Origin of the sequence: Streptomyces sp. NPDC047917 (assembly GCF_043204345.1) — a bacterium.
Classification (GTDB): domain Bacteria; phylum Actinomycetota; class Actinomycetes; order Streptomycetales; family Streptomycetaceae; genus Streptomyces; species Streptomyces sanglieri.
On sequence record NZ_JBIDCA010000015.1, the window covers coordinates 116,526 to 141,081 of the forward strand.

General features: G+C 72.7%; 16 protein-coding genes. 6 read left to right on the plus strand and 10 right to left on the minus strand.

The annotated features are described in order from the left end of the window. Nucleotides 1–11: 11 nt before the first annotated feature. Complete coding sequence (purH, locus tag ACGF8B_RS33110) at nucleotides 12–1,565, minus strand: bifunctional phosphoribosylaminoimidazolecarboxamide formyltransferase/IMP cyclohydrolase (protein ID WP_342281985.1); 1,554 nt, start codon at nucleotides 1,563–1,565, stop codon at nucleotides 12–14. Continuing rightward, nucleotides 1,552–2,208: a phosphoribosylglycinamide formyltransferase gene (purN, locus tag ACGF8B_RS33115; protein ID WP_392745796.1), complete on the minus strand. Its 657-nt coding sequence runs from the start codon at nucleotides 2,206–2,208 to the stop codon at nucleotides 1,552–1,554. The genes purH and purN overlap by 14 nt, the downstream gene beginning before the upstream one ends. Nucleotides 2,209–2,541: 333 nt before the next feature. Here purN and ACGF8B_RS33120 point away from each other — a divergent pair, with 333 nt between their 5' ends. Then, nucleotides 2,542–3,513, plus strand: a complete 972-nt coding sequence (locus tag ACGF8B_RS33120; RefSeq protein ID WP_392745798.1) for a hypothetical protein — start codon at nucleotides 2,542–2,544, stop codon at nucleotides 3,511–3,513. Nucleotides 3,514–3,535: 22 nt separating this feature from the next. Here the strand turns inward: ACGF8B_RS33120 and ACGF8B_RS33125 are convergent, their stop codons facing one another. Then, on the minus strand, nucleotides 3,536–5,278 hold the full coding sequence (locus tag ACGF8B_RS33125) for a DUF6350 family protein (protein WP_392745941.1): 1,743 nt from the start codon (nucleotides 5,276–5,278) through the stop codon (nucleotides 3,536–3,538). A 530-nt stretch (nucleotides 5,279–5,808) separates the two neighbouring features. Between ACGF8B_RS33125 and ACGF8B_RS33130 the strand changes: the two genes are divergently transcribed. Then, entirely contained in the window at nucleotides 5,809–6,801 is a 993-nt protein-coding gene (locus ACGF8B_RS33130) for a DNA-directed RNA polymerase sigma-70 factor (protein WP_392745948.1), read from the plus strand. A gap of 131 nt (nucleotides 6,802–6,932) precedes the next feature. Here ACGF8B_RS33130 and sucD read toward each other — a convergent pair whose 3' ends face one another. The 5 genes from sucD to ACGF8B_RS33155 all read right to left on the minus strand — a co-directional run bounded on the left by sucD (nucleotide 6,933) and on the right by ACGF8B_RS33155 (nucleotide 14,318). Beyond that, entirely contained in the window at nucleotides 6,933–7,817 is an 885-nt protein-coding gene (sucD, locus tag ACGF8B_RS33135) for a succinate--CoA ligase subunit alpha (RefSeq protein WP_342281981.1), read from the minus strand. A 21-nt stretch (nucleotides 7,818–7,838) separates the two neighbouring features. After that, on the minus strand, nucleotides 7,839–9,020 hold the full coding sequence (sucC, locus tag ACGF8B_RS33140; RefSeq protein ID WP_392745800.1) for an ADP-forming succinate--CoA ligase subunit beta: 1,182 nt from the start codon (nucleotides 9,018–9,020) through the stop codon (nucleotides 7,839–7,841). Between the two features lie 284 nt (nucleotides 9,021–9,304). Next, nucleotides 9,305–10,504 carry a VWA domain-containing protein gene (locus ACGF8B_RS33145; protein ID WP_392745801.1) on the minus strand — a complete coding sequence of 400 codons (1,200 nt, stop codon included), beginning with the start codon at nucleotides 10,502–10,504 and terminating at the stop codon, nucleotides 9,305–9,307. Continuing rightward, entirely contained in the window at nucleotides 10,501–13,209 is a 2,709-nt protein-coding gene (locus ACGF8B_RS33150; RefSeq protein ID WP_392745803.1) for a DUF5682 family protein, read from the minus strand. The genes ACGF8B_RS33145 and ACGF8B_RS33150 overlap by 4 nt, the downstream gene beginning before the upstream one ends. After that, on the minus strand, nucleotides 13,206–14,318 hold the full coding sequence (locus tag ACGF8B_RS33155) for an AAA family ATPase (protein ID WP_392745804.1): 1,113 nt from the start codon (nucleotides 14,316–14,318) through the stop codon (nucleotides 13,206–13,208). Before ACGF8B_RS33155 ends, ACGF8B_RS33150 begins: the two co-directional genes overlap by 4 nt. A gap of 163 nt (nucleotides 14,319–14,481) precedes the next feature. On the opposite strand from ACGF8B_RS33155, the gene ACGF8B_RS33160 reads away from it, so the two are divergent. Beyond that, nucleotides 14,482–16,098: an SWIM zinc finger family protein gene (locus ACGF8B_RS33160; protein ID WP_392745806.1), complete on the plus strand. Its 1,617-nt coding sequence runs from the start codon at nucleotides 14,482–14,484 to the stop codon at nucleotides 16,096–16,098. A gap of 43 nt (nucleotides 16,099–16,141) precedes the next feature. Continuing rightward, the gene (locus tag ACGF8B_RS33165; RefSeq protein WP_392745807.1) at nucleotides 16,142–17,749 is read left to right on the plus strand and encodes a DUF5691 domain-containing protein; all 1,608 of its coding nucleotides are present in this window, start codon (nucleotides 16,142–16,144) and stop codon (nucleotides 17,747–17,749) included. Between the two features lie 220 nt (nucleotides 17,750–17,969). On the opposite strand, the gene ACGF8B_RS33170 is transcribed toward ACGF8B_RS33165, so the two are convergent. Next, nucleotides 17,970–18,383 (minus strand): cobalamin B12-binding domain-containing protein, encoded by a 414-nt coding sequence (locus ACGF8B_RS33170; RefSeq protein WP_124716864.1) that lies wholly within the window; start codon nucleotides 18,381–18,383, stop codon nucleotides 17,970–17,972. Nucleotides 18,384–18,729: 346 nt separating this feature from the next. Here ACGF8B_RS33170 and ACGF8B_RS33175 point away from each other — a divergent pair, with 346 nt between their 5' ends. Both ACGF8B_RS33175 and ACGF8B_RS33180 read left to right on the plus strand, forming a co-directional pair. Then, complete coding sequence (locus ACGF8B_RS33175; RefSeq protein WP_392745808.1) at nucleotides 18,730–19,752, plus strand: esterase/lipase family protein; 1,023 nt, start codon at nucleotides 18,730–18,732, stop codon at nucleotides 19,750–19,752. Nucleotides 19,753–20,146: 394 nt separating this feature from the next. Continuing rightward, on the plus strand, nucleotides 20,147–21,661 hold the full coding sequence (locus tag ACGF8B_RS33180) for a M23 family metallopeptidase (RefSeq protein WP_392745810.1): 1,515 nt from the start codon (nucleotides 20,147–20,149) through the stop codon (nucleotides 21,659–21,661). Nucleotides 21,662–21,796: 135 nt separating this feature from the next. Here the strand turns inward: ACGF8B_RS33180 and ACGF8B_RS33185 are convergent, their stop codons facing one another. Further along, nucleotides 21,797–24,334 carry an ATP-dependent DNA helicase gene (locus tag ACGF8B_RS33185; RefSeq protein ID WP_392745812.1) on the minus strand — a complete coding sequence of 846 codons (2,538 nt, stop codon included), beginning with the start codon at nucleotides 24,332–24,334 and terminating at the stop codon, nucleotides 21,797–21,799. Nucleotides 24,335–24,556 lie beyond the last annotated feature (222 nt).

The window sequence follows — 24,556 nt, forward strand, 5'->3', positions numbered from 1 at the left end:
TGCGACTCGTATCAGTGGAAGAAGTGGCGCGTACCCGTGAGGTACATCGTCACGCCCGCCTTCTTCGCGGCCTCGACGACCAGCTCGTCACGGACCGAACCGCCGGGCTGGGCCACGGCCCTGATGCCCGCGGCGGTCAGGATCTCCAGCCCGTCCGGGAACGGGAAGAACGCGTCGGAGGCGGCGTACGCGCCGCGTGCCCGCTCCTCGCCCGCCCGCTCGACGGCCAGCTTCGCGGAGTCGACGCGGTTGACCTGGCCCATGCCGACGCCGACCGAGGCGCCGCCCTTGGCGAGCAGGATCGCGTTGGACTTGACCGCGCGGCAGGCCTTCCACGCGAAGGCGAGCTCCTTCAGCTCGTCCTCGGACAGGGCCTCGCCGGTGGCGAGGGTCCAGTTGGCCGGGTCGTCGCCGTCGGCCTGGAGGCGGTCGGTGACCTGGAGCAGCGCGCCGCCGTCGATCGGCTTGACCTCGACCTCGGCGGACGGGGCGTCGGGGCAGCGCAGCACCCGGATGTTCTTCTTGCGGGCCAGGACCTCGACCGCGCCGTCCTCGTACGCCGGGGCGACGATGACCTCGGTGAAGATCTCCGCGACCTGCTCGGCCATCTCGACGGTCACCGGGCGGTTGACGGCGATGACGCCGCCGAAGGCCGAGAGCGGGTCGCAGGCGTGCGCGTTGCGGTGCGCCTCGGCGACGTCGTCGGCGATCGCGATGCCGCACGGGTTGGCGTGCTTGATGATCGCGACGCACGGCTCGGCATGGTCGTACGCGGCCCGGCGCGCGGCGTCGGTGTCCGTGTAGTTGTTGTACGACATCTCCTTGCCGTGCAGCTGCTCCGCCTCGGCCAGGCCACCGGTGCCGGAGGTGTAGAGCGCGGCGGGCTGGTGCGGGTTCTCGCCGTACCGGAGCACGTTCTCGCGCTCGTACGTCGCGCCGAAGAAGTCGGGGAAGCCCGAGTCGTCGGCGGCGGCGTAGTCGTCGGCGAACCAGGAGGCGACGGCCACGTCGTACGCGGCGGTGTGCTGGAACGCCTCGGCGGCCAGCCGCTTGCGGGCGGTCAGGTCGAAGCCGCCTGCCTTGACCGCGGCGAGGACGTCGGCGTACCGCTCGGGGCTGGTGACCACGGCCACGGACGGGTGGTTCTTGGCGGCGGCGCGGACCATGGACGGGCCGCCGATGTCGATCTGCTCCACGCACTCGTCGGCCGAGGCGCCGGAGGCGACGGTCTCCTTGAACGGGTAGAGGTTCACGACCACCAGGTCGAACGGCTCCACGCCGAGCTCGGCGAGCTGCTCGCGGTGGGCGTCCAGACGGAGGTCGGCGAGGATGCCGGCGTGGACGCGGGGGTGCAGCGTCTTGACGCGGCCGTCGAGGCACTCGGGGAAGCCGGTGAGCTCCTCGACCTTGGTGACCGGCACCCCGGCGGCGGCGATCCTCCCGGCGGTGGAGCCGGTGGAGACCAGCTCCACACCGGCCTCGTGCAGACCGCGCGCGAGGTCTTCGAGCCCCGTCTTGTCGTAGACACTGACCAGGGCGCGGCGGATGGGCTTATTCACCGACATGACCGAGATGAACCTTTCGTCCCTCAATGCGATAGCCGTCACGGGCGAGCCGCCCCACGGCCTCGACGAGCAGCTTGCGCTCGACTTCCTTGATGCGTTCGTGGAGGGCCGCTTCGCCCTCCGCCGTGTCCTCTTCGGTCACCTCGACCACGCCCTGCGCGATGATCGGACCGGTGTCGACGCCGTCGTCGACGAAGTGGACGGTGCACCCGGTGACCTTCACGCCGTACGCGAGCGCGTCGCGCACTCCGTGGGCACCGGGAAAGCTGGGAAGCAGGGCGGGGTGGGTGTTGATGAACCGGCCGCCGAACCGGGCGAGGAACTCCTTGCCCACGATCTTCATGAATCCGGCGGACACCACGAGGTCGGGGTGGTGCCCGGCCGTCGCGGCGGCGAGTGCCGCGTCCCACTCCTCGCGGGTGGCGTGGTCCTTGACCCGGCACACGAAGGTCGGCAGCCCAGCACGCTCCGCCCGTTCCAGACCGACGATGCCGGGGCGGTCGGCGCCGACCGCGACGATCCGCGCGCCGAAGCCCTCGGGATCGTCACCGATGGCGTCGAGCAGGGCTTGAAGGTTCGTGCCCGAACCGGAGACCAGTACGACCAGGCGTGCGGGGGCGGCGGAAGGGGGCGGGGAGGCCACGGCTGGGCCCTTTCTCGCGGGGTGGTTCTCGCGTGGTGGAGCAGAGCGACGCTGATTTGTATGGTCGTACGAAAGAACTGAGCCCCTCGATACGGGGAACTCTACGAACCAGCCGACCGTCAGCAACGATACCGGCACCTCGGAGGGCCCCCACGGGACGGGGGTGGACGGCGGCCGGTCCGGCGCCGGGGAGCGACAGCGGGCCCGGGGGGCGGATATCGGCGGCCCCGGCCCCGCTCCCAGCTTTCGGCCGCTCCTGGCCGGGAGGTAGCGTCAGGGGACAGCGAACCGTCCGCAGGGCGGAAATGACGAGATGGGGAAGACGTTCACCACATGCCGGACCGACGCCACCGCACCGCCTTCCGCCAGCCGCTGCCCGAGCGGACCTCACTGCTGATGCGGGAACGCCAGTCCCCCACGGGCTCCTCTTCCTCCTCTTCTTCCTCCGGAGGTTCGTCCTCACCCGGAGGTTCTCCCTCTTCCTCTTCCGGGGGTTCTTCTTCCTCCTCCGGAGACTCCGGCACGTCCGGGTCGTCCGGCCGGACGGACGAGAACCCCTTCGCCGCTCCCCCCGAGAACCGGCCGGACCAGCCCTGGCAGCCCCGCCGCCCCTCGAACACCGGAAACGGCAACGGGAACGGCGACGGGAACGGCTCCTCCGAGGGCGGCTCCTCCGACGACCGGCCCGCCTGGGGCGGCCAGTGGAGCAGCCGGCAGCCCGGGCGCCAGAGCGGCGGCTTCGGCGGCCGCCCCGGGAGCCAGGGCGGTTCGAACGGCCAGGGCGGGCCCGAGGGCAGCCCCGGCGGGCTGCGCTGGGACCCGACCGACCCCGCCCAGCGCCGTGCGCGCTACGCGCTGCTCGGCGGCATGTGGGCCTTCTTCTTCGCCCTCTTCGACTTCCCCGAGATCGCCCTGCTGCTCGGCGCGCTCTCCGCGTACTGGGCGATCAGCGCGCTGCGGTCGAAGCCGAAGAGCGCGTCCGCCGCGGCGGACGGCGGCTCCGACCAGGCGGCTGCCGCTGCCCGGACGACCGGCGCCGCCGCTCCCGGGCGGGCTCCGGCGGCCGGCTCCGCAACGGGCGCGCCCGCCGCTCCGACCGGTGGCCGTCAGCAGACCACGGCCGCGGTGAGCGGCCTGGTGACGGCCCTGCTCGCGCTCTCGATCGTCGCGACGACGTACACGGTGCAGCTGGTCTACCGCGACTACTACACCTGCGTGAACGACGCCCTGACCAAGACCGGGCAGCTGTCCTGCAACGACCTGCTGCCGAAGCCGCTGGAGCCCTTCTTCGGGGTCAAGAACTAGAGCGGCCGCGCGCCTCGGGCGTTCAGCTGTTTCCGGACGGCCCGGCCCCCTCGGGCCGGGCCGTCCGCTCGTGCCAGGGGTCGGCCGGCAGGAAGTCGTACGGCTCGTAGTCCTCGTCCCGGTCCGGAACGGACGGCCGGGCGGCGGGCGGCGCCACGGGCTTCGATGCCGCTGCGGCGGAAGCGGGACGGGCGGCGGGAGCGCCTTCGGACACGGCGTCGGACTCGCTCCCCGGTACCGCCCCTGCCTCGTCGCCGCCGTCCGGGCGCCCGGACCACTGCCACCACCGCCGGTCACCGCCGTGCGACTCGCGCACCGGCTCCTCACGGGCGGCGGCCCGGCCCCGGGCGGCAGCGGAGGCGGGTGCGGAGACAGGTGCGGAGGCGGGAGCGGAGGCGGGAGCAGAGACGGGTGCGGAGGCGGAGACGGCCATCGATGCCGGGACCGGCTCCGGCCGCGGGTTCCCGGCCGCCTCCCCCGCGGTCTCCCCGTCCGTGGGGACGCCGGGCTCCCGCAGCCGCCAGGCCCTCAGCAGCAGCGCGCCGGGGACGCCGAGCAGCGCCGTCCACGCCAGGGCCGCCACACCCGTGAGCCACCACACCGGCCCGAACTCCGCCAGCGCCCGGGTGCCGAGCGGTCCCCCGGCGGCCGCCGCCAGCACCGCCGTACCGGCCCCGCACCCCACCGCCGCCAGCGCCGCCGCCAGCGCGGTCTCCCGCAGGCTCCAGGCGTCCTCCCGCGCGACGCCCGGCGGCGCGGCCCGCCGCACGGTGAACCAGGCGACCGTCGCCCCGGCCGCGACCGGCACCGCGGTGGCCGACCAGTTCAGGACCGTCCCCGGGCCCTCGGCGGGCATCGCGGCGAGCAGCGGGAAGCCGGGCAGCGCCGGGCGCCCCGAGAAGGCGAGCGGGGTGACGGTGGACGCCGTACCGAGGGCGAAGCCCGGCCCGAGCCCGTACGCCGCGCCCCACACCGCCGCGTTCGGCACCAGCGCCAGCGCGAGCAGGAAGACCGATACCCGGCCGGCCCAGTCGCCCGCGAGCCGGACGAACGACTCCTGGGCGGGGTGCGCGTGCCACATCAGCGCCACCGCGACGAGCAGCGCTCCGCCGCCGAGCAGCACCGCCACCCCGGCCGCCGCCGTCCGGCACACCGTCCCCGCGTGCTCCCTGAACCGGCCGCGCGCCAGCGCCTCGTGCAGGCCCACCGGCGCCCAGGACGGCGGCGGCCCGACCGGTCGCCCGGCCGCCGTCCAGACCCCGGCGGCTGCCGCGCCCACCACCACGAGGGCGGCCGGGAAGAGCAGCGACAGGGGGTTCGCGGACAGCGGACCGCCCCGCCCGTAGTACGCGACGACCGCCCCGACCAGCAGATATCCGGTGACGACCATGGCGAACGCCCCCGCCGCCGAGGGGGCCGGGCGCCCCTCCTCGGGCACCAGGGCGCCCCGCGCCGCACGGTGCACCAGCCACACCGGCACCACGGCGAGCAGCAGCGGAACGAGGCCCACCGGGGCGGGGGCCCCGCTGAGCGTGTCGGCCCTGATCAGCTCCGCGCCGTGGGCGAGCAGCCAGAGCCCGGCCGCCGCGTGGAGCGCGTCGCCGGGGCTGCTGTCGGAGGCGGGGGAGCTGATCCACAGCGCCAGGACGAGGACGGCGATCGAGCCCACTCCCAGCCCGGCCGCAACCGCTCCACGCAGAAGGGCGAACGCCGGCACGGCGGGCCGGCTCTGCTCGGCCGACAACAACGGGCTGCTTCCGGTCACTTGGGTCACCCGGCCATGCTCCCAACGACACGCTCCTATTCCGCGTAACAGGCGAATGGTCGCTGTGTCGCTCAATATACGTTTATGTACTTTTTCACCCGGTGCAGCCCCGTCGGGGGTCCTTCATGACGCAGAGTTCGACCGATACAGCCTCTGCGCACCCGCTCCCCTCCCCCAAGGAGCGACGCAGACTGCGTGAGGCGAAGTCACTGAGTGAAGAGCAGGTCGCGGCGGCGATGGGCGTCACGCGCGCCACGGTGCGGTCCTGGGAGACCGGTCGCACCACGCCCCGCGGGCGGAAACGCGAGGCGTACGCCAGGCTGATCAGCGGTGGCCGGCCCAGCCCGCAGGCCACTTCACCGAGCGCCCGGACCAAACCGGGCGCCCCGAACACCAGGCCGAAGGCCGCCGTCAAACGTGCGGCCCGACCGGCGGCGCCGAAGACGGTCGCGAGGCTCTCCAGGCCCGTGACGTCCACGAAGCCGCCGGCGCGTCCGCCGACCCCCGTCGAAGCCACCGGGAGCACCGCCATGGCCCCGAGCGAGCCCGGCACCACCCCCGATCCGCCCAGCACCTCCGCGACGCCCGAACGGACCGTCGCGGCAACCGCGGCCACCGCGGCCGAAACCGCCGGAATCACCGGAACCACCGGAACCACCGGAACGGCCGGAACCACCGGAACCGCTGGAACGGCCCCCGGCGGGCTCTCCCCCGACGAGGCATTCGATGCCTTGTACAAGCACTCCGCCGCCGCCCTGTTCCGCCAGACGTTCCTGCTGACCGGGCGCCGGGGCCTCTCCCGGGAGTCCGTCGCACGGGCCTTCGCGCTGGCCTGGGAGCGCTGGCCCGAGGTCGCGGTCGACCGGGATCCGGTGGGGTGGGTGCGGGCCGCCGCGTACGAGTACGCCATGTCGCCGTGGCACCGGCTGCGCCGCACCCACCGCCCGCTCGACCCGCCACCCGCCGATCCGGGACCGCGGGCGCTGCTCGACGCGCTGCTGGAGCTGCCGCCCTCGTACCGCCGCACCCTGCTGCTCTACGACGGCGTGGGCCTGGATCTGCCGGAGACCGCGGCGGAGACCGAGGCGAGCACCCCGGCGGCGGCGGGCAGGCTGACGAACGCGCGTGCCGCGGTCACCGAGCGGCTGCCCGAACTGGCGGAGGTCTCGTCGCCCGCCGAGCAGTCGGCGTTGCTGCACGAACGGCTCGGGGCGCTGGCTCTGGCCCAGCCGTCCGACTCGCTGCCCCCGCCCGACTCGATCCGCGCGGACAGCGAGCGCAGGGCCCAGCTGTGGACCCGGGCGGCCGTCTCGTTCACGGTGCTGATCATCGGGCTGACGCTGTTCACGCTGGGCACCGCCCCGACCCGGTACGAGACCCCGGAGTCACCCGCCCAGCAGGTCGACGGGGTGCCGCCGCGGGGCGGTCCGCAGAAGCTGACGCCGCAGGACCTCAAGTTGCAGAAGGAGCTCGACGGCGAGCTCGTACGGGGCCCGGCGCGGCTGGTCCCCGGCGTCGGCTGAGCCGCTCCGGAGCGGCGGCGGAGAAACCGGAACGGCGCGGGTCCGTACCCCTTGATCGGGTACGGACCCGCGCCGTCTGTGCGGTGCCGCGACACTGCGCACGGCGACAGTGCGCCGGCGTGGTGGAGCGATCAGGCGCCGAGGATCTCGCGGGCGAGCTTGGCGGTCTCGGTCGGCGTCTTGCCGACCTTGACGCCGGCGGCCTCAAGGGCCTCCTTCTTCGCCTGGGCGGTGCCGGAGGAGCCGGAGACGATGGCGCCGGCGTGGCCCATGGTCTTGCCCTCGGGGGCGGTGAAGCCCGCGACGTAACCGACGACCGGCTTGGTGACGTTGGCCTTGATGAAGTCGGCCGCACGCTCCTCGGCGTCGCCGCCGATCTCGCCGATCATCACGATCAGGTCGGTCTCGGGGTCGGCCTCGAACGCCGCGAGGGCGTCGATGTGCGTCGTACCGATGACCGGGTCGCCACCGATGCCGACGGCGGACGAGAAGCCGATGTCACGGAGCTCGTACATCATCTGGTAGGTCAGCGTGCCGGACTTGGACACGAGACCGATGCGGCCGGGCTTGGTGATGTCGCCCGGGATGATGCCGGCGTTGGACTGACCGGGGGTGATCAGGCCGGGGCAGTTCGGGCCGATGATCCGGGTCTTGTTGCCCTTCGAACCGGCGTACGCCCAGAAGGCGGCCGAGTCGTGGACGGCGATGCCCTCGGTGATGACGACCGCGAGGGGGATCTCGGCGTCGATCGCCTCGACGACGGCGGCCTTCGAGAAGGCCGGCGGCACGAAGAGGACGGACACGTTCGCGCCGGTCTTCTCCATCGCCTCGGCGACGGAGCCGAAGACCGGTACCTCGGTGCCGTCGAAGTCGACGGAGGTGCCGGCCTTGCGCGGGTTCACGCCGCCGACGATGTTGGTGCCGTCGGCGAGCATGAGCTTGGTGTGCTTCATGCCGGTGGCACCGGTCATCCCCTGGACGATGACCTTGCTGTCCTTGGTGAGGAAGATAGCCATGCTGTTGGAGTCCCTCGTCCCTTACTTCGCAGCCGCGGCGAGCTCGGCAGCCTTGTCGGCCGCGCCGTCCATGGTGTCCACACGCTGAACCAGCGGGTGGTTGGCGTCGGAAAGGATCTTGCGACCCAGCTCCGCGTTGTTGCCGTCGAGGCGCACGACCAGCGGCTTGTTGACTTCCTCGCCCTTGGACTTGAGCAGCGCGAGGGCCTGGACGATGCCGTTGGCGACCTCGTCGCACGCGGTGATGCCACCGAAGACGTTGACGAAGACGGACTTGACGTCCGGGTCGCCGAGGATGATCTCCAGGCCGTTCGCCATGACCTCGGCGGAGGCGCCGCCACCGATGTCGAGGAAGTTGGCGGGCTTCACGTTGCCGTGGTTCTCACCGGCGTACGCGACGACGTCCAGCGTCGACATGACCAGACCGGCACCGTTTCCGATGATGCCGACCTCGCCGTCGAGCTTGACGTAGTTGAGGTTCTTGGCCTTGGCGGCAGCCTCCAGCGGGTTGGCCGCGGCCTTGTCCTCAAGGGCCTCGTGCTCGGGCTGACGGAAGTCGGCGTTCTCGTCGAGAGACACCTTTCCGTCCAGCGCCAGGATGCGGCCGTCCTTGGTCTTCACCAGCGGGTTGACCTCGACGAGGAGGGCGTCCTCGGCGACGAAGGTGTCCCACAGGGTCACCAGGGCCTCGGCCACACCCTCGGCCACGTCGGCCGGGAACTTCGCCTGGGCCACGATCTCGCGGGCCTTGGCGATGTCGACCCCGTCGACGGCGTTGACCGGGACCTTCGCGAGGGCCTCGGGGGTCTTCTCCGCGACCTCCTCGATGTCCATGCCGCCCTGTACCGAGGCCATGGCCAGGAAGGTGCGGTTGGTGCGGTCGAGGAGGTACGAGACGTAGTACTCCGCCTCGATCTCCGGGGAGAGCTCGGCGATCATCACCTTGTGGACCGTGTGGCCCTTGATGTCCATGCCGAGGATGTCGGTCGCGCGGGCGACCGCCTCGTCGGGGGTGGCGGCCAGCTTGACGCCGCCGGCCTTGCCGCGGCCACCGACCTTCACCTGCGCCTTGACGACAGACTTGCCGCCCAGCCGCTCGGTCGCCTCGCGGGCTGCCTCAGGCGTGTCGATGACTTCACCGGCCAGCACCGGTACACCGTGCTTGGCGAAGAGGTCCCTCGCCTGGTACTCGAACAGGTCCACGCGCGTCCGTCCCTTAATCAATGGTCTCGCGGTTCGTTTTCTGCGTGGGCGTGCCGCGAGGGGCAACGTGACTGCTCTGTCACCAGGAAGGCGCACACGGTGACCCGGGGTACGCGGCATGTCCATCTCGCAGGTTATCCCCGAGCTCCGCAGGACCCTAAATCACAGATGTCACCTGAGCGGTGATTACGGTCACAGATCACGCCGGTGGCGGGTCGTGACGCCCCGAACGGGGCTGCGTGGTGCTGTGGCAGCAGGCCCGCGCCGCACCGCGCACCCCCGGATCACCGATGGGTCTCCACGTCCGGTACGGGCAGCGGCCGCTTCTCGACGGCCGCCGCCATCACCTCCGGGAAGAGGTCCGGGGTGCACGCGAAGGCCGGTGCGCCCAGGGCCGAAAGCGCCGCCGCGTGGTCGCGGTCGTAGGCGGGCGCCCCCTCGTCGGACAGTGCGAGCAGCGCCACGAACTGCACGCCGGAGGCCTTCATCGCGGCGACCCGCTTCAGCATCTCGTTGCGTATGCCGCCCTCGTAGAGGTCGCTGATGAGCACGACCACGGTGTCGGCGGGGCGGGTGATCCTCGACTGGCAGTAGGAGAGCGCGCGGTTGATGTCGGTGCCGCCGCCGAGCTGGGTGCCGAAGAGCACGTCCACGGGGTCGTCGAGCTGGTCGGTGAGGTCGACCACCGCCGTGTCGAAGACGACGAGCCTCGTCCGCAGGGTGCGCATGGACGCGAGCACCGCGCCGAAGACGGCGGCGTGGACGACGGAGGCGGCCATCGAACCCGACTGGTCGATGCAGAGGATGACGTCCTTCTTCACGGACCGGGCGGCCCGCCCGTAGCCGATGAGCCGCTCGGGGACGACGGTGCCGTACTCGGGGAGGTAGTTCTTGAGGTTGGCCCGGATGGTGCGGTCCCAGTCGATGTCGTGGTGACGGGGCCGGTCGATCTTCGCCGAGCGGTCCAGCGCGCCGGTGAGCGTGGCCCGGGTGCGGGCGGCGAGCCGCTTCTCCAGGTCGTCGACGACCTTGCGCACGACCGCTCTCGCGGTCTCCTTCGTCGTCTCGGGCATGGCCTTGTTGAGCGAGAGGAGCGTGCCCACGAGATGGACGTCGGCCTCGACCGCCTCCAGCATCTCCGGTTCGAGGAGGAGCGCGGAGAGCCCCAGCCGGTCGATCGCGTCGCGCTGCATGACCTGGACGACGGAACTGGGGAAGTACCTGCGGATGTCGCCGAGCCAGCGGGCCACGGAGGGGGCGGAGGCCCCGAGTCCGGCCGCTCGGCTGTTCCTGCCCAGGCCACCCTGCTTGCCTCCGTCGCCGTACAGCGCGGTCAGTGCGCCGTCCATCGCGGCGTCCCGGCCGGTGAGGGTGCGGCCGGTGCTCTCGGCGCTGTCCCCGCCCAGTACCAGCCGCCACCGCCGCAGCCGCTCGTCGTCCGCCGGGCCGGACGGAGGCGTGGTGCCGGTCGTTTTCGTGGTCATCGCGTTGCCCCCAGCGGTTCCTCGACGTTCGCGGCTCTTGCGGCCCGCCCGGACCGGGCGTCGCCGACCGGGCCCGGATCGTCGTGCAGTCCGAGCAGCAGGCGCAGCACCGGCTCGACCGCGTCGGCCCGGGCCTCGTCCAGCCCCGGGCCGAATCCGGGGGCCGGCGCCGCGGCCCCGGCGCCCGTACCGGTGGCGGCCGGTCCGCCGGCGGACGGGCCTCGCCGCACCAGCTCGCCCAGGGTGCGTCGTACGCCCGCCTCGAATGCGGAGAACGTGCGCCGCAGCAGTGGCAGCACATCGGTGAACTGGTCGGCGGGCACTCCGGTGAGCCAGGCGTCGACCAGGCCGAGGAGCCGCTCGTCGTGGACGAGCAGCATGCCGCCGCCGGCGGCTCCGCCGACGAATCCCTCGATCCACTCCGCGGCGTCGGCCGGGGGTGTGCCGGGCGAGAGGGCCAGGCCCATCAGCCGTGCCGCATCGTCCTCCGCCAGCTGTCCTTCGTCGAGCAGCAGGCGGGTCGCGCGCCCCCGGATGACTCCGGCGACCGTGTCCCGGGCGGCGAGCTTGTGCAGTACGGCCGCCCAGCGCCCGCGCAGCCCGTCCGTGTCCGTGTCTGTGCTCGTGCTCGTGCTCGTGTCCGTGCTCGTGCTCGTGCTCGTGCTCGTGTCTGTGCTCGTGTCCGTGCTCGTGTCCGTGTTCACGTTCGTGCTGGTGCCCGTGTTCGTGCCTGTACCCGCGTCCGCGTTCGTGCCTGTGCCTGTGACAGCGTCGGCGTCGGCGTTCGTATCCCTGCCCGCGTCGGCATCGGTGTCAGCATCGGTGTCGGTGTTCGCATCCCTGCCGGTGCCGGTGTTCGTATCCGTGTCCGTGTCGGTGTTCGCCGGTGCGGCACCGGCGAGGAGTCCGATCGCGGTGTGGACCCGGTCCACCCGGCCGCGCAGTTCGGCGGCGCCGTCGGCGTCGAGCCCGGTGCAGGCGGGCGGCAGTCCGACGCAGATCCGCTCGGCGAGCCCGGCCGCGACCCCGGCCAGCGCGGCGGTGTCCGTGGAGCGCACGTCGCCGTAGCGCAGGGTGCGGGCCAGCGCGGGCAGCGCGTCGGCGAGATGGCCGACGTCGGAGTCGAGCGCGGCGCGGTCGGCGAGGGCCCGCATCACCACGGGGAGCGCGTCGGGCAGTTCGGCCAGCAGACACTGCTCGGCGAGGGCCGTGACCTCGGCGAGCGCGGTCGCCGAGTCCGCCTGCGCCCCGGCCCTGGCGGTCGCCGCGGAGAGCACGGTGGTGCCCCAGGTCCCGGCCTCCGCGACCTGTACGTACAGCTCGGGCTCCCAGCGCAGCCGCCAGCTCTCCCGGAAGGTGCCGGTGCTCGCCCGCCCGGCGGCGGGCTCGCCCCAGCCGACGGCGAGGACACGCAGCCGGTGCAACAGCCTGCTGCGGGCCGCGTCGTTGTCCTTGCGCAGGTCGAGCTCCAGCTCCCGTTCCTGCGCCTCCGGTTTGAGCCGGAGCGTGCGCTGCTGACGGGTGAGATCGCGTTGCAGGGGTACGGCAGGGGCGGTGTCCGGGACCTCGCCGAGGGCATCGCCGACGATCAGCCGGTCCTGGACGAGCGCGAGTGGCACATCGGAGCCCTCGCACATCACGGCACGGATCGCGTCCGTCGTCTCGCCCAGCCCGGCGAGCGGGCGGCCGCGCATGGCGGCCAGGGTCCCGGCGAGCCGGACGGCCTCGATGACGTGGGCGGACGACACGAACCGGTCCTCGTCTCGCATGAGTCCGGCGACCTTGGTCATCCACCGCTCGATGGGGCGGTCCGGGGCGTCGAAGAGGTGTCCGTACCAGCCGGGCGAGTCGATGCCCGCGCCGTAACCACTGTGCCGGGCGAGCCGCCGGTGCGACCAGGGCACCCACGTCAGCTCGGCCTTGACCTTGGGCAGTCCCTTGAGCAGGGCGCGGTCGGCGGTGAGTGTGGTCCTCGTACCGAGCGCGGGCACGTGCCAGGCACCGCAGACGACCGCGATGTCGTCGCCGAACTCCTTTCCTGCCTTGCGCAGTTGGATGCGCATGTGGGCCTCGCGGACGGCGTCCCGGGGATGGCCACCGTCCCCGTACGCCTCGCGCAGGGCGGCCATGGCCTCGGCGAGGGCGGCGAACGGTGCCCGTGGGTCGACGACCTCGCCGTCCCGGGTGCGGTGTTCGACGACGTCCTCCCACCAGCGCTCCGGGTCGTCGTGGCCCGCCGTCCGGGCGAGCACACCGATGGGATCGACCGGGGCCCGCGCGAGCGAGCCCTCCGCCCCCTCCTCACCATCCGCTCCCCCGTCCCGGTCCCCGTCACTTTCCGCGCCCCCGTCGGCGTCCCCTTGTCCCATGGCCAGGGAGTTGGCTGCGGGCAGGTCGATGAACCGGACCGGAACACCGTGTTCGAGGGCCCAGCGGATCGCGATCCACTCGGGCGAGAACGCGGCCAGCGGCCAGAACGCCGCCTGTCCGGGGTCGTCGACGGCATGGGCGAGCAGCGCGACCGGGGGCCGCATCCGCTCGTCGGCCGCCAGCGGCAGCAGTGCGTCGGCCTCCGGCGGCCCTTCCACGAGCACGGCCCGCGGGCGGGCGGCGTCCAGCGCGGCGCGGACGGCGCGGGCCGAACCCGGGCCATGGTGCCGCACCCCCAGCAGCAGCGGCCCCGCAGGGCGTTCGGTCCGGGTCATGCGGATACCTCGCGGCAGGCGCGGTAGAAGTCCTTCCACCCGTCCCGCTCCCGGACCACCGTCTCCAGGTACTCCTGCCAGACCACCCGGTCGGCGGCGGGATCGCGGACGACCGCGCCGAGGATCCCCGCAGCCACGTCGCCGGGGCGCAGCACTCCGTCGCCGAAGTGGGCGGCCAGGGCCAGGCCGTTGGTGACGACGGAGATCGCCTCGGCCGTCGACAGCGTCCCCGAGGGGGACTTGAGCTTGGTGCGGCCGTCGGTGGTGACTCCGTCGCGCAGTTCACGGAAGACCGTGACGACGCGCCGGATCTCGGTCATGCCGTCCGGTGCGGCCGGGAGGTCGAGCGAGCGTCCGATCTGGTCGACGCGCCGGGACACGATGTCGACCTCGGCGTCGGGAGTGGCCGGGAGCGGGAGGACGACGGTGTTGAACCGGCGGCGCAGGGCGCTGGACAGCTCGTTGACCCCGCGGTCGCGGTCGTTGGCGGTGGCGATGACGTTGAATCCGCGGACCGCCTGGACCTCCTGCCCCAGCTCGGGAATGGGGAGCGTCTTCTCGGACAGGATCGTGATGAGCGAGTCCTGCACATCGGCGGGGATGCGCGTGAGCTCCTCGATCCGCGCCGTCGTGCCGTCGGACATGGCGCGCATGAGCGGGCTGGGCACCAGCGCGTCGCGGCTGGGCCCGTGCGCGAGCAGCTGCGCGTAGTTCCAGCCGTAGCGGACCGCCTCCTCCGGGGTGCCGGCCGTGCCCTGGACGAGCAGTGTCGAGTCGCCGCTGACGGCGGCCGCGAGGTGTTCCGACACCCAGGTCTTGGCGGTACCCGGAACGCCGAGGAGCAGCAGGGCCCGGTCGGTGGCGAGGGTGGTCACGGCGACCTCGACGAGTCGGCGCGGGCCCACGTACTTCGGTGTGATCACAGTGCCGTCCGGCAGGGCGCCACCGAGCAGGTAGGTGGCGACGGCCCACGGCGAGAGCTTCCAACGCGCGGGGCGCGGGCGGTCGTCGGCCGCGGCGAGGGCCTTCAGCTCATCGGCGAAGGCGTCCTCGGCATGCGGTCGCAGGGCCTGTACGTCGACGGCGGCAGTGGTTTCGGACACGGTCATGGATCCCCCTCCGGATCGGTCGACCCGATGTGGTTCCCACCGTGCACCACGCCACTGACAATCGGCTGCGGGGAGCGGGGCGGCGAGCCGGGCCGAGGCGGGTGCGTGACGACGAATCAGCAGGTCGGAGCGATTGTCAGTGGGGCGCCCTACCGTCGTTGCCATGCTGCTATCTCACGGGGGAGAACCCTTGCGCACCGCCGCTCCGGTGGCGCGCTGGACGGTGGAGCAGGTGCTGGCCCTCGCTCCCGACGACGCGTCACGCAGGGCGGGGAGCAGGCTCGGTTCGCCCGGTGAGTGGTCGGGTGGCGGGAGCGACGGGTCGGGTGCGGTGTGGGGACAGTGCAAGGGGAGCGGGAGCAAGCCGTACGTGACGGTGGTCGACATCACCGGACCCGCGTACAAGTGCAGTTGCCCGAGCCGGAAGTTCCCGTGCAAGCACGCGCTGGGACTGCTGCTGGTCTGGGCGTCGGGCGAATCGGCCCTGCCCGCGGGCGAGGTGCCCGACTGGGCCGGTGAGTGGCTGGAGGGCCGCCGCAGGCGTTCGGTGGAGCAGACGGAGAAGTACGCGGGGGCCGGCGGCGCCCCGTCCGCGGGCCCGGCCGACCCGGAGGCCGCCCGGCGGCGGGCCGAGCGCCGCGCCGGGCGGATCACCGGCGGCGCGCAGGAATTGGAGGAGCGACTGGCCGATCTGCTGCGCGGGGGGCTGGCAGCGGCCGATCAGCCGGGATACGGGCTCTGGGAGGAGACGGCGGCCCGCATGGTCGATGCCCAGGCACCCGGACTGGCGTCCCGGGTGCGGGAGTTGGGCTCCATACCGTCGTCCGGTCCGGGCTGGCCGGCCCGGCTGCTGGAGGAGTGCGCGCTGCTGCATCTGCTGGACAGCGCATGGCTGGGGATCGACCGGCTGCCGGAGCCACTGGCGACCACGGTCCGTACCCGGGTCGGGCTGACCTCCCCCGCCGAGGGCCCGCCGGTCCGTGACCACTGGCTGGTCCTCGCCCGGTACGACACCCCGGACGGCAAGATCGTCGCGCGCCGCATCTGGCTGTACGGGAGGGAGACGGGCCGCACGGCGCTGCTGCTCTCCTTCGGAGCGGCCGGGCGCTCCCCCGGCCCGGTACTGCCGGTCGGCATCACGATCGACGCCGAGATCACGGCCCATCCGGGCTCCGGCCGGCTGCGGGCGGAGCTGGGCCGGCAGTTCGGTGCGCCGCTGCCGACCGGTACGCCGCCACCGGGCGGCACGGCGGCGGAGGCGATCGGCGGTTACGGGGACGCCCTGCGGGAGGACCCCTGGCTGGACGCCTGGCCGGTGACCCTGCGCGACGTCATACCCGTGCCGTCCGGGGACGGCTGGCAGCTGGTGGACGCGGCGGGCGATGCGGCGCTGCCGGTCGCCCCGGCGGCTCTGTCCCGGCCCGGACTGTGGAAGCTCGTCGCGCTGTCCGGCGGCTCCCCGGTCACGGTCTTCGGCGAATGCGGCCACCGCGGCTTCGACCCGTTCGCGGCCTGGTCCACCGGGTCCGACGACGGCTCCGGAGCCGTGGGCTACTCCCGGGACGGGGACGACTCCCGGGACGGGGACGGGGGCAGGACGGGGGCCGAAGCCGGACGCGTCACCGCAACCGGGACCGGAGCCGGGACCGCAGCCACAGCCGACACCAGGGGCTTCGCCGCAGTCGGAACCGGAGCCGGAGCCGGAGCCGGATTCGCAGCCCGGAGCGACACCGGCTCCGGGCGGGCCGATGCGGTGTCCGGGATCGTGCCGCTCATCTGACGTTGACCCGAAGCCTGAAGGGGGATTCATGCAAGGGGGACCGATGCCTCGCACCATCACACCCGCGCCGTGGGAGGAGCTCGTCACCACGGCGCTGCTCGGCACCGACCGCCGCCCGACGGCGAGAGACGGCGGCGCCGCCGGACTGCTGGACGCGGCGGCGCTCCACACCGTACGGCGCAGGGCGGGGCTCCGGCCCGCCGCGCCCGCCACCCGGCCCGAACCGGCGCCCGCCGACCAACGGCCGCCGCTGCCCCCGGCCGCACGGCGCAGGCTCGCCCAACTACTGGCGGACCGGTCGGCATCGGCCGGCTCGGGCGGCCGTCGGGGCACGGCGCCCGATCTCACGGAGCTGATCCCGCAGTGGCTGGCCACCGCAAACCAGCAGGGCTTCCGGGCCCCGGCCGCGCTGCTGCCCGCCCTGCTCGACGCGGCCAGGGCCCGTACGGATCTGCGGCCGCAGGCCCTGGCCTTCGCCGGACCGCGCGGATTGTGGCTGGCGGGGCTGAACCCCGAGTGGAAGTTCGCGCTGCGCGGTTCGTCCGGCGGCTCGTCGCTGCCCGACCCGACGGATCCGGCAGCGGTCACCCTGCTGTGGGAGGAGGGATTGTTCGCCGAGCGGGTCGCCCTGCTCGGCGCGGTGCGGGCCCACGATCCCGTAGCGGCGCTCGCGCTGCTCGCGACCACCTGGACCACCGAGCGGGCCGAGGACCGGCTGATGTTCCTCGACTCGCTGCGCACCGGGCTGTCCTCGCTGGACGAACCCTTCCTGGAACAGGCGCTCTCCGACCGCAGCCGCAACGTCCGCTCGACCGCGGCCGAACTGCTCTCCGCGCTGCCGGAGTCGGCGCTCGCCGCCCGGATGGCGTCCCGCGCGCTGTCCTGCGTGAGCCCGGACCTCACCGGCGACGAAGCCTCGGTCGCCGTGGAGGCACCGCACGAATGCGATGCCGCGATGGAGCGGGACGGTGTGGCGGCGGTGCCGCCGTCGGGGCGGGGGGAACGGTCCTGGTGGCTCGGCCAGTTGGTGGAGGCTGCGCCGCTCGCCACCTGGCCGGCCCGGTTCGGCGGCCGCTCCGCACCGGAGATCGTCGGCCTTCCTGTCGCGGACGGCTGGGCCGAGGAGCTGCACGCGGCATGGTGCCGGGCGACGGTGCGGCAGCGTGACCCCGAGTGGGCCCGCGCGCTGCTCGGCACCCCCTCCCTGCCTCCGTCGAACGGCCCGGGTACGGCATCGCTCGCCGAACGCTCGAAGCTCCTCGGCATACTCCCGTCGGCCGAACGGGCCGGATGGGTGGCCGACTTCATAGCCGCGCACGGGCTGTCGGAGGCCTTCCAGCTCCTCGGGGTCTGCCCGACCCCCTGGGCCGGGCCGCTGGGCCGCGCGGTCGTCGACGCCCTGGACATCGCCCGGGACGCGGGCAGCTACCCCTGGAGCTTCAGCGGCGTGATGGGCCTCGCCGAGCGCTGTCTGAATCCGGCCGAGGCGGACCACCTGGAGGTCCTCACCACCACCCCGGACGAACCGGAGGACGCCTCACCGGGTGCGAACGGCTACTGGTCAGAGGCCTTCCAGCGGCTGGTCTCCACGTTGCGGTTGCGCGCGGCGATGGACTCGGAGCTGGCCCCCGGCAGCCCCGAAGAACCCTGACGGGACGGACGGCGGACACGAAGCCGACCACGGACGGGCCGGTACGGAGCGGGACGGAGCAGCTCGGAACAGGGCAGAAAGGGTCGGAACGGGCCAGGAAGGAGCAGGGCAGGACATGACAAGGCACTGCACCGCACTGCACTGCACGGGAGGGACAGCGCCCCGTCCCTCCCGGCGGGGTGGCGCGGGCAGGACGGGGACAGGGTCCGACAGGCGCGGGTCAGGCTTCCGCAGGGTGGCGGACGTTCGCGTTGACCCAGTCGACGATCGATGTCGTCGTGGCGCCCGGGGTGAAGATCTCCGCGACGCCCTGGTCCTTCAGCGGCGCGATGTCCGCCTCCGGGATGATGCCGCCGCCGAAGACCTTGATGTCCTCCGCCTCGCGCTCCTTCAGCAGCTCGATCACCTTGGCGAAGAGCGTGTTGTGAGCACCGGAGAGGATCGAGAGGCCGATCGCGTCGGCGTCCTCCTGGATCGCGGTGTCCACGATCTGCTCGGGCGTCTGGTGGAGCCCGGTGTAGATGACCTCCATGCCCGCGTCACGCAGTGCCCTGGCGATCACCTTGGCCCCGCGATCATGGCCGTCCAGGCCCGGCTTCGCCACCACCACACGGATCGGACCGGTCACACCCATCACTGCCTCCACATGCCTCTCCCGCGCCTGAAGGGCCGGGGATGTGAACGAACGTTATCTACAGCATCCCGCAAGCCGTCGTTTCGCGGTGGACGGGGAGGGGGAAATCACACGTGGGACATGTTCACCGGGCGACGTTCCCGTAATCACGCGGCACAGCTGCCGTGCGGGACCGGCCGCCAGGGGAGCTGCTACGAGGTCGCCGTACCACCGCGCCGCCAGCCGCGCGGCACGGTGGTACGGGCCACCCGGCCGAGCGGCCGGCCGCGCCTCCGTGACGGCACCCCATGAAAGGGCATCCGGGGCCGGAGCCGCCTTCCCCGCCTGCCGGAGCAGGAGGTCGGCCATGAAGGACCTGCCTTTTCTTCCCCCGCTGCTGCGCCGGCCCTGCCCGCGCCCTGCCGCGCTGCTGCCGACCGCCCTACTGCCGTCCGCCCTACTGCCGTCCGCACTGCTGCCGTCCGCACTGCTGCCGTCCGCACTGCTGCCGTCCGCCCTACTGCCGTCCGCACTGCTGAAGGCCACCGCACTGGAGCTGGCGGTGCTCGCCGGGCATGTGCTCCTGTATCCCACCGGCATGTACCCCACCAGCGCCTGCCCCACCGGCGTCACGGGGGAACGACGGGCCGCGCCCCGCCCGTCCGGCCGGACGTCCACCCCGCCCACCGCGCCACCCCCGCCCGCCGGCGCCACCGCCCCGGCCGGGATCCCCGCTTTCCCCGCCGAGGGCGGCGAACACCCCCCGGTCGTCCTGCTGCACGGCTTCATCGACAACCGTTCGGTCTTCGTCCTGCTGCGCCGTTCCCTCGCCCGGCACGGCTGGCACCATCTGGAATCGCTCAACTACTCACCGCTGACCTGCGACATCCGGACGGCGGCCGAGCTGCTGGGGCGGCATGTCGAGGAGATCTGCGCCCGCACCGGACACCGCGAGGTCGACATCGTCGGGCACAGCCTGGGCGGTCTGATCGCCCGCTACTACGTGCAGCGCCTCGGCGGTGACCAGCGGGTGCGCACTCTGATCACCCTCGGCACGCCCCACGGGGGCACGGCCGTCGCGCCGCTGGCGAGCGCGCACCCCATCGTGCGGCAGATGCGTACGGGATCCGCACCGATCGAGGAGCTGCGCAGGCCGGCGCCGGGCTGCCGAACCCGGTTCGTGAGCTTCTGGAGCGAGCTCGACCGGGTGATCGTCCCGGCCGAGGCGGCCTGCATCGACCATCCGGATCTCGACGCGCAGAACGTACGCGTCACCGGGATCGGCCATCTCGCGCTGCCGGTGCACCCGGCCGTCGCCGCCGCCGTCCGGCAGGCTCTGGAGTCCCGCGAGCCGACGGCCGAGGAGAGCGGAGCGGCAGGAGCCGCGTGAATCAGCGGGGCCGAGCGGACGGGCGGGGCCAAGCAAACCGGAGAGGCCGAACGGACCGCAGTGGCCAAGCAGACCAGTGAGGCCACACAGACCGGAGGGACCAAGCGGACCTGTGAGACCGAACGGACCGGTGGGGCCGAGCAAACCGGTGGGACCGAACGGACCGGTGGGCCTCCGGAGACCCCACAAATAGAACGGGTTTCGAACATAAGGCCAAGGCTGTGTGAGCAGTCCGTCGAAAGACGGCCGATTGCCCGTTTCCTGAGCCGCCCGTGCCCGCCGAAGATTGTCGGCGTCACGTACCGCCGGGTACAGTCGCGGCCACTGCTCCCCCTGGGATCCCCACGCCGGACCCCAGAGCACAGGTCCTGCTGCCGAGGCGAGAGAGAAGTTGGTGAACGACCAGCACCCCCACGCCGGGTACGCCGGATACGACAGTGATGCGACCGGCAGCTTCGACAGCGACCCGCTCTTCGGATCGCTCCCCGGTGGTCAAGACGGCGCATACGGCAGCGGCTACGGCGCCGGGCAGTCCGGGTACAGCGGCCAGTACGACTCCACCCAGTGGGACACCGGCGCACACCCGACCGCCTCGTACGACGCCTACGCCCCGTACACCGCACCGCCCCAGCAGCAGTACGAGGCGGCGCAGACGTACGAGACCACGGCCACCTGGACGCCCGTCGCCGACTACGGCACGGAAACGACCGCCACCGCCACGTTCGCCGGCATCCCTGCGCAGGGCGGCGCCCCGGACACCACGGGCCAGTGGGACACCGGCAACTGGCACACGAACGGCCAGTGGGCCGCCGGCGAATCGGCCGTCTACGACTCCGGCGCGTACGACGCCACCGCGTGGAACACCGGCGCCACGCCCGAGCACGACCAGCAAATCGCGCAAACCACGGAAACCGCACAGCTGTCCTACGAGGCACCGTCGGCACCCGAGGCGCACCAGGCACCCGACGCACATGAGTCCTACGCCGACCCGGCCACCTCGTACGACCCCTACGAGCCCTACCTCGCCAACAGCGCGGACGGCGCAGCGGACGACGCGCACGGCGCCACCGCCGCAGTCGCCGCCGATGCCATGGACATCGCGGACGCCGCACCCGGCCCGCACCGTCCTCTCGGCCGCTCCGCCACCCGCGGCGGTGGCGCCGGCCGCAGTCGGCGGCGTTCCCCCGCGAAGCGTTCCGCGCTCCTCACCGTGGCGATTCCCTCCGCCTGCGTGATGAGCGTGGCCGGCATCGCGGCGGCCTCTGTCGGCGGGCTGGGCGGCGAGGACAAGAAGGACGACGGCAAGACCACGATGGCGGCGTCCGACCCCGGCTCCGTCAAGGCGGGGGTGGCCAACAACAAGCTGGACACCCAGCTCGCCAACCTCAGCGCCGACGCGGAGAACTTCGCCGACCGCGCCAGCCGTACCCAGGAGCGGATCGATCTGCGGGAGCGGCAGGCCGCCGAGAAGAAGAAGCGCCTGGAAGAGGCCGCCCGCAAGGAGGCCCTGCGCCCCAAGTTCGTCATGCCGGTCAAGCAGCACGGCCTCAGCGCGTACTTCGGCCAGGCGGGCGTCAACTGGATGTCCGTGCACACGGGCATCGACTTCCCGGTCTTCGAGGGCACGCCCGTGATGGCCGCGACGGACGGCACCGTGCGCACCCAGCTGAACAGCGCCTACGGGAACATGGCCATCGTCACCATGGCCGACGGGACCGAGACCTGGTACTGCCACCTCAGCGGCACCAAGATCCGCTCGGGCCCGGTCAAGGCCGGTGACGTCATCGCGTACTCCGGAGACACCGGGAACTCGACCGGTCCGCACCTGCACTTCGAGGTCCGGCCCGGGGGCGGAGCGGCGATCAACCCGCTGCCCTGGCTCCGCAGCCACGGCGTCAACCCGACCTGACCCGAGCCCGGCCGATCCGACCCGGGACGGCCCGGAACAGGGGTCGGCGCGGAACAGGGGTCGGCCCGGAACGCGAGACAGCCTGGAACGGGAGACGGGCGGGGGCCGCGGCCTCCGCCCGTCTCCCCGTCCCTGCTACAGCTTCTCGACCGGCGCGTACCGCAGCAGCAGCTTCTTCGGGCGCTCGTCCCCGAAGTCGACCGTGGCCTTCGCCTGATCGCCGACGCCCTCGACCGCCGTGACCGTGCCGAGCCCGAACTGGTCGTGCGTGACCCGGTCCCCCACGACCAGCGTGATCGTCGGCTTGTCCGAGGTCCGCCGGGTCGCGAAGCCCGAGGGCCCGGAGCGCGCACGCGAGGCGGACAGCGACGAGGTGATCCCCGACGTCGGTCCGGCCGGTGCCGCCATCGGCCCCTTCCGCTTCCACTCCAGGTGCTGGTCCGGGATCTCCTCCAGGAACCGCGACGGCGGGTTGTACGAGGGCTGCCCCCACGCGCTGCGCATCGCCGCCCGGGTCAGGTAGAGCCGCTCGCGGGCCCGGGTGATACCGACGTAGGCGAGCCGCCGCTCCTCCTCCAGCTCCTTCACCTGTCCCAGCGCCCGCATGTGCGGGAAGACGCCGTCCTCCATGCCGGTCAGGAAGACGACCGGGAATTCGAGGCCCTTCGCGGTGTGCAGCGTCATCAGCGTGATGACGCCGGAGCCGTCCTCGTCCTCGTCGGGGATCTGGTCGGAGTCGGCGACGAGCGCGACCTTCTCCAGGAACTCCGCGAGCGTCCCCGTGCCCGTCCCCGCGCCGGTCCCGGCGGCCGCGTCCTCGCCGGTGCCGGCGGCCGCGTCCGCGCCGTCCTCGCCGGTGCCGGCGGCCGCGTCCGCGCCGTCCTCGCCGGCCGCGCCCTGCTCCTGCTCGAATTCGAGGGCCACGGCGGCCAGTTCCTGGAGGTTCTCGATCCGGGTCTCGTCCTGCGGGTCGGTGGACGCCTGGAGTTCGGCGAGGTAGCCGGTGCGCTCCAGGACGGCCTCCAGGACCACCGCGGGGCCCGCGCCCGACTCGACGATCGTGCGCAGCTCCTCCATCAGCGTGTTGAACCGCTTGACGGCGTTGGCCGACCGGGCCGCCATGCCGTACGCCTCGTCGACCCGGCGCAGCGCCTGCGGGAAGGTGATCTTCTCGCGCATGGACAGCGCGTCGATCATCGCCTCGGCGCGGTCGCCGATGCCGCGCTTGGGCACGTTGAGGATGCGGCGCAGCGGGACGGTGTCCTCGGGATTGGCGAGGACACGCAGGTAGGCCAGGATGTCCCGGACCTCCTTGCGCTCGTAGAAGCGCACGCCGCCGACGACCTTGTAGGGCAGGCCGACGCGGATGAAGATCTCCTCGAAGACGCGGGACTGCGCGTTCGTACGGTAGAAGATCGCGACGTCACCGGCCTTGGCGTCGCCCGCGTCGGTGAGCCGGTCGATCTCGTCGGCGACGAACTGCGCCTCGTCGTGCTCGGTGTCGGCGACATAGCCGGTGATCCGGGCGCCCGTGCCCGCGTTGGTCCAGAGGTTCTTGGGGCGGCGGCTCTCGTTGCGCTCGATGACCGCGTTGGCGGCGGACAGGATCGTCTGCGTGGAGCGGTAGTTCTGCTCCAGCAGGATCGTGGTCGCGTCGGGGTAGTCCTCCTCGAACTGGAGGATGTTGCGGATGGTCGCGCCGCGGAAGGCGTAGATCGACTGGTCCGCGTCACCCACGACGCACAGCTCGGCCGGGGCGTCGCCCTCGCCCGCCGGTCCGACCAGCTCGCGCACCAGGGTGTACTGGGCGTGGTTGGTGTCCTGGTACTCGTCGACCAGGACGTGCCGGAAGCGGCGGCGGTAGTGCTCGGCGACGTCCGGGAACGCCTGGAGCAGGTGGACCGTCGTCATGATGATGTCGTCGAAGTCCAGCGCGTTGGCCTCGCGCAGCCGGGACTGGTACATCGCGTAGGCCTGGGCGAGGGTCTTCTCGAAGCCGTCCGCGGCCTGGCCGGCGAAGGTCTCCTCGTCGATCAGCTCGTTCTTCAGATTGGAGACCTTGGCGGTGAACGACTTCGGCGGGAAGCGCTTCGGGTCCAGGTCGAGATCGCGGCAGACCAGGGCCATCAGCCGCTTGGAGTCGGCGGCGTCGTAGATCGAGAACGACGAGGTGAAGCCGAGCCGCTTCGACTCACGGCGCAGGATGCGTACGCACGCGCTGTGGAAGGTCATGACCCACATGGCGTTGGCGCGCGGGCCGACGAGCTGCTCGACGCGCTCCTTCATCTCGCCCGCGGCCTTGTTGGTGAAGGTGATCGCCAGGATCTGGCCGGGGTGCACCCCGCGCTCCGCCAGGAGGTGGGCGATCCGGTGGGTCAGCACCCGGGTCTTGCCCGAGCCGGCCCCGGCGACGATGAGCAGCGGGGAGCCCGCGTGGACGACGGCGGCGCGCTGCTCGGTGTTCAGCCCGTCGAGGAGCGCCGCCGAGTCGATGACGGGGCGGTGCGCGCCGTCGCGGTAGTAGGCGTCCCTGGGCGGCGGGGGCCCGTCGAACACGCCCGCGAAGAGGTCCTCCGGCACCGCTTCGGGTGCGGAGTCCTCGGGGGGCGGCGGGGGCTCTTCCTCCGAGTGCTGGAGGCCGGCCAGGAAGCTGTCGTCAAAGAGGCTGCTCATCGCTTGCCGAGTCTAGGCCGCCGCACCGACACCCGGAGGCCGCATGACCAACCGCACACGGCCGACGGCACACAGAGAGAGCGGACACCCACTCCGCGTAAGAGAATCCGGCCGCCGGGCCCCCGCCCCGGCAAGGTCACGAAAATGTATCGGGCATATCGAACATCAACCTTCACAGCGGCACCACGGGTTGGCTAGCGTGCTCGACCGGGCGGCCCGTAC

Coding starts and splice junctions, on each gene's coding strand:
- purH (WP_342281985.1), bottom strand. CDS start 1,565: ATGTCGGTGAATAAGCCCATCCGCCGCGCCCTGGTCAGTGTCTACGAC.
- ACGF8B_RS33120 (WP_392745798.1), top strand. CDS start 2,542: ATGCCGGACCGACGCCACCGCACCGCCTTCCGCCAGCCGCTGCCCGAG.
- ACGF8B_RS33130 (WP_392745948.1), top strand. CDS start 5,809: ATGGCCCCGAGCGAGCCCGGCACCACCCCCGATCCGCCCAGCACCTCC.
- sucD (WP_342281981.1), bottom strand. CDS start 7,817: ATGGCTATCTTCCTCACCAAGGACAGCAAGGTCATCGTCCAGGGGATG.
- ACGF8B_RS33145 (WP_392745801.1), bottom strand. CDS start 10,504: ATGACCACGAAAACGACCGGCACCACGCCTCCGTCCGGCCCGGCGGAC.
- ACGF8B_RS33150 (WP_392745803.1), bottom strand. CDS start 13,209: ATGACCCGGACCGAACGCCCTGCGGGGCCGCTGCTGCTGGGGGTGCGG.
- ACGF8B_RS33155 (WP_392745804.1), bottom strand. CDS start 14,318: ATGACCGTGTCCGAAACCACTGCCGCCGTCGACGTACAGGCCCTGCGA.
- ACGF8B_RS33160 (WP_392745806.1), top strand. CDS start 14,482: ATGCTGCTATCTCACGGGGGAGAACCCTTGCGCACCGCCGCTCCGGTG.
- ACGF8B_RS33165 (WP_392745807.1), top strand. CDS start 16,142: ATGCCTCGCACCATCACACCCGCGCCGTGGGAGGAGCTCGTCACCACG.
- ACGF8B_RS33170 (WP_124716864.1), bottom strand. CDS start 18,383: ATGGGTGTGACCGGTCCGATCCGTGTGGTGGTGGCGAAGCCGGGCCTG.
- ACGF8B_RS33175 (WP_392745808.1), top strand. CDS start 18,730: ATGAAGGACCTGCCTTTTCTTCCCCCGCTGCTGCGCCGGCCCTGCCCG.
- ACGF8B_RS33185 (WP_392745812.1), bottom strand. CDS start 24,334: ATGAGCAGCCTCTTTGACGACAGCTTCCTGGCCGGCCTCCAGCACTCG.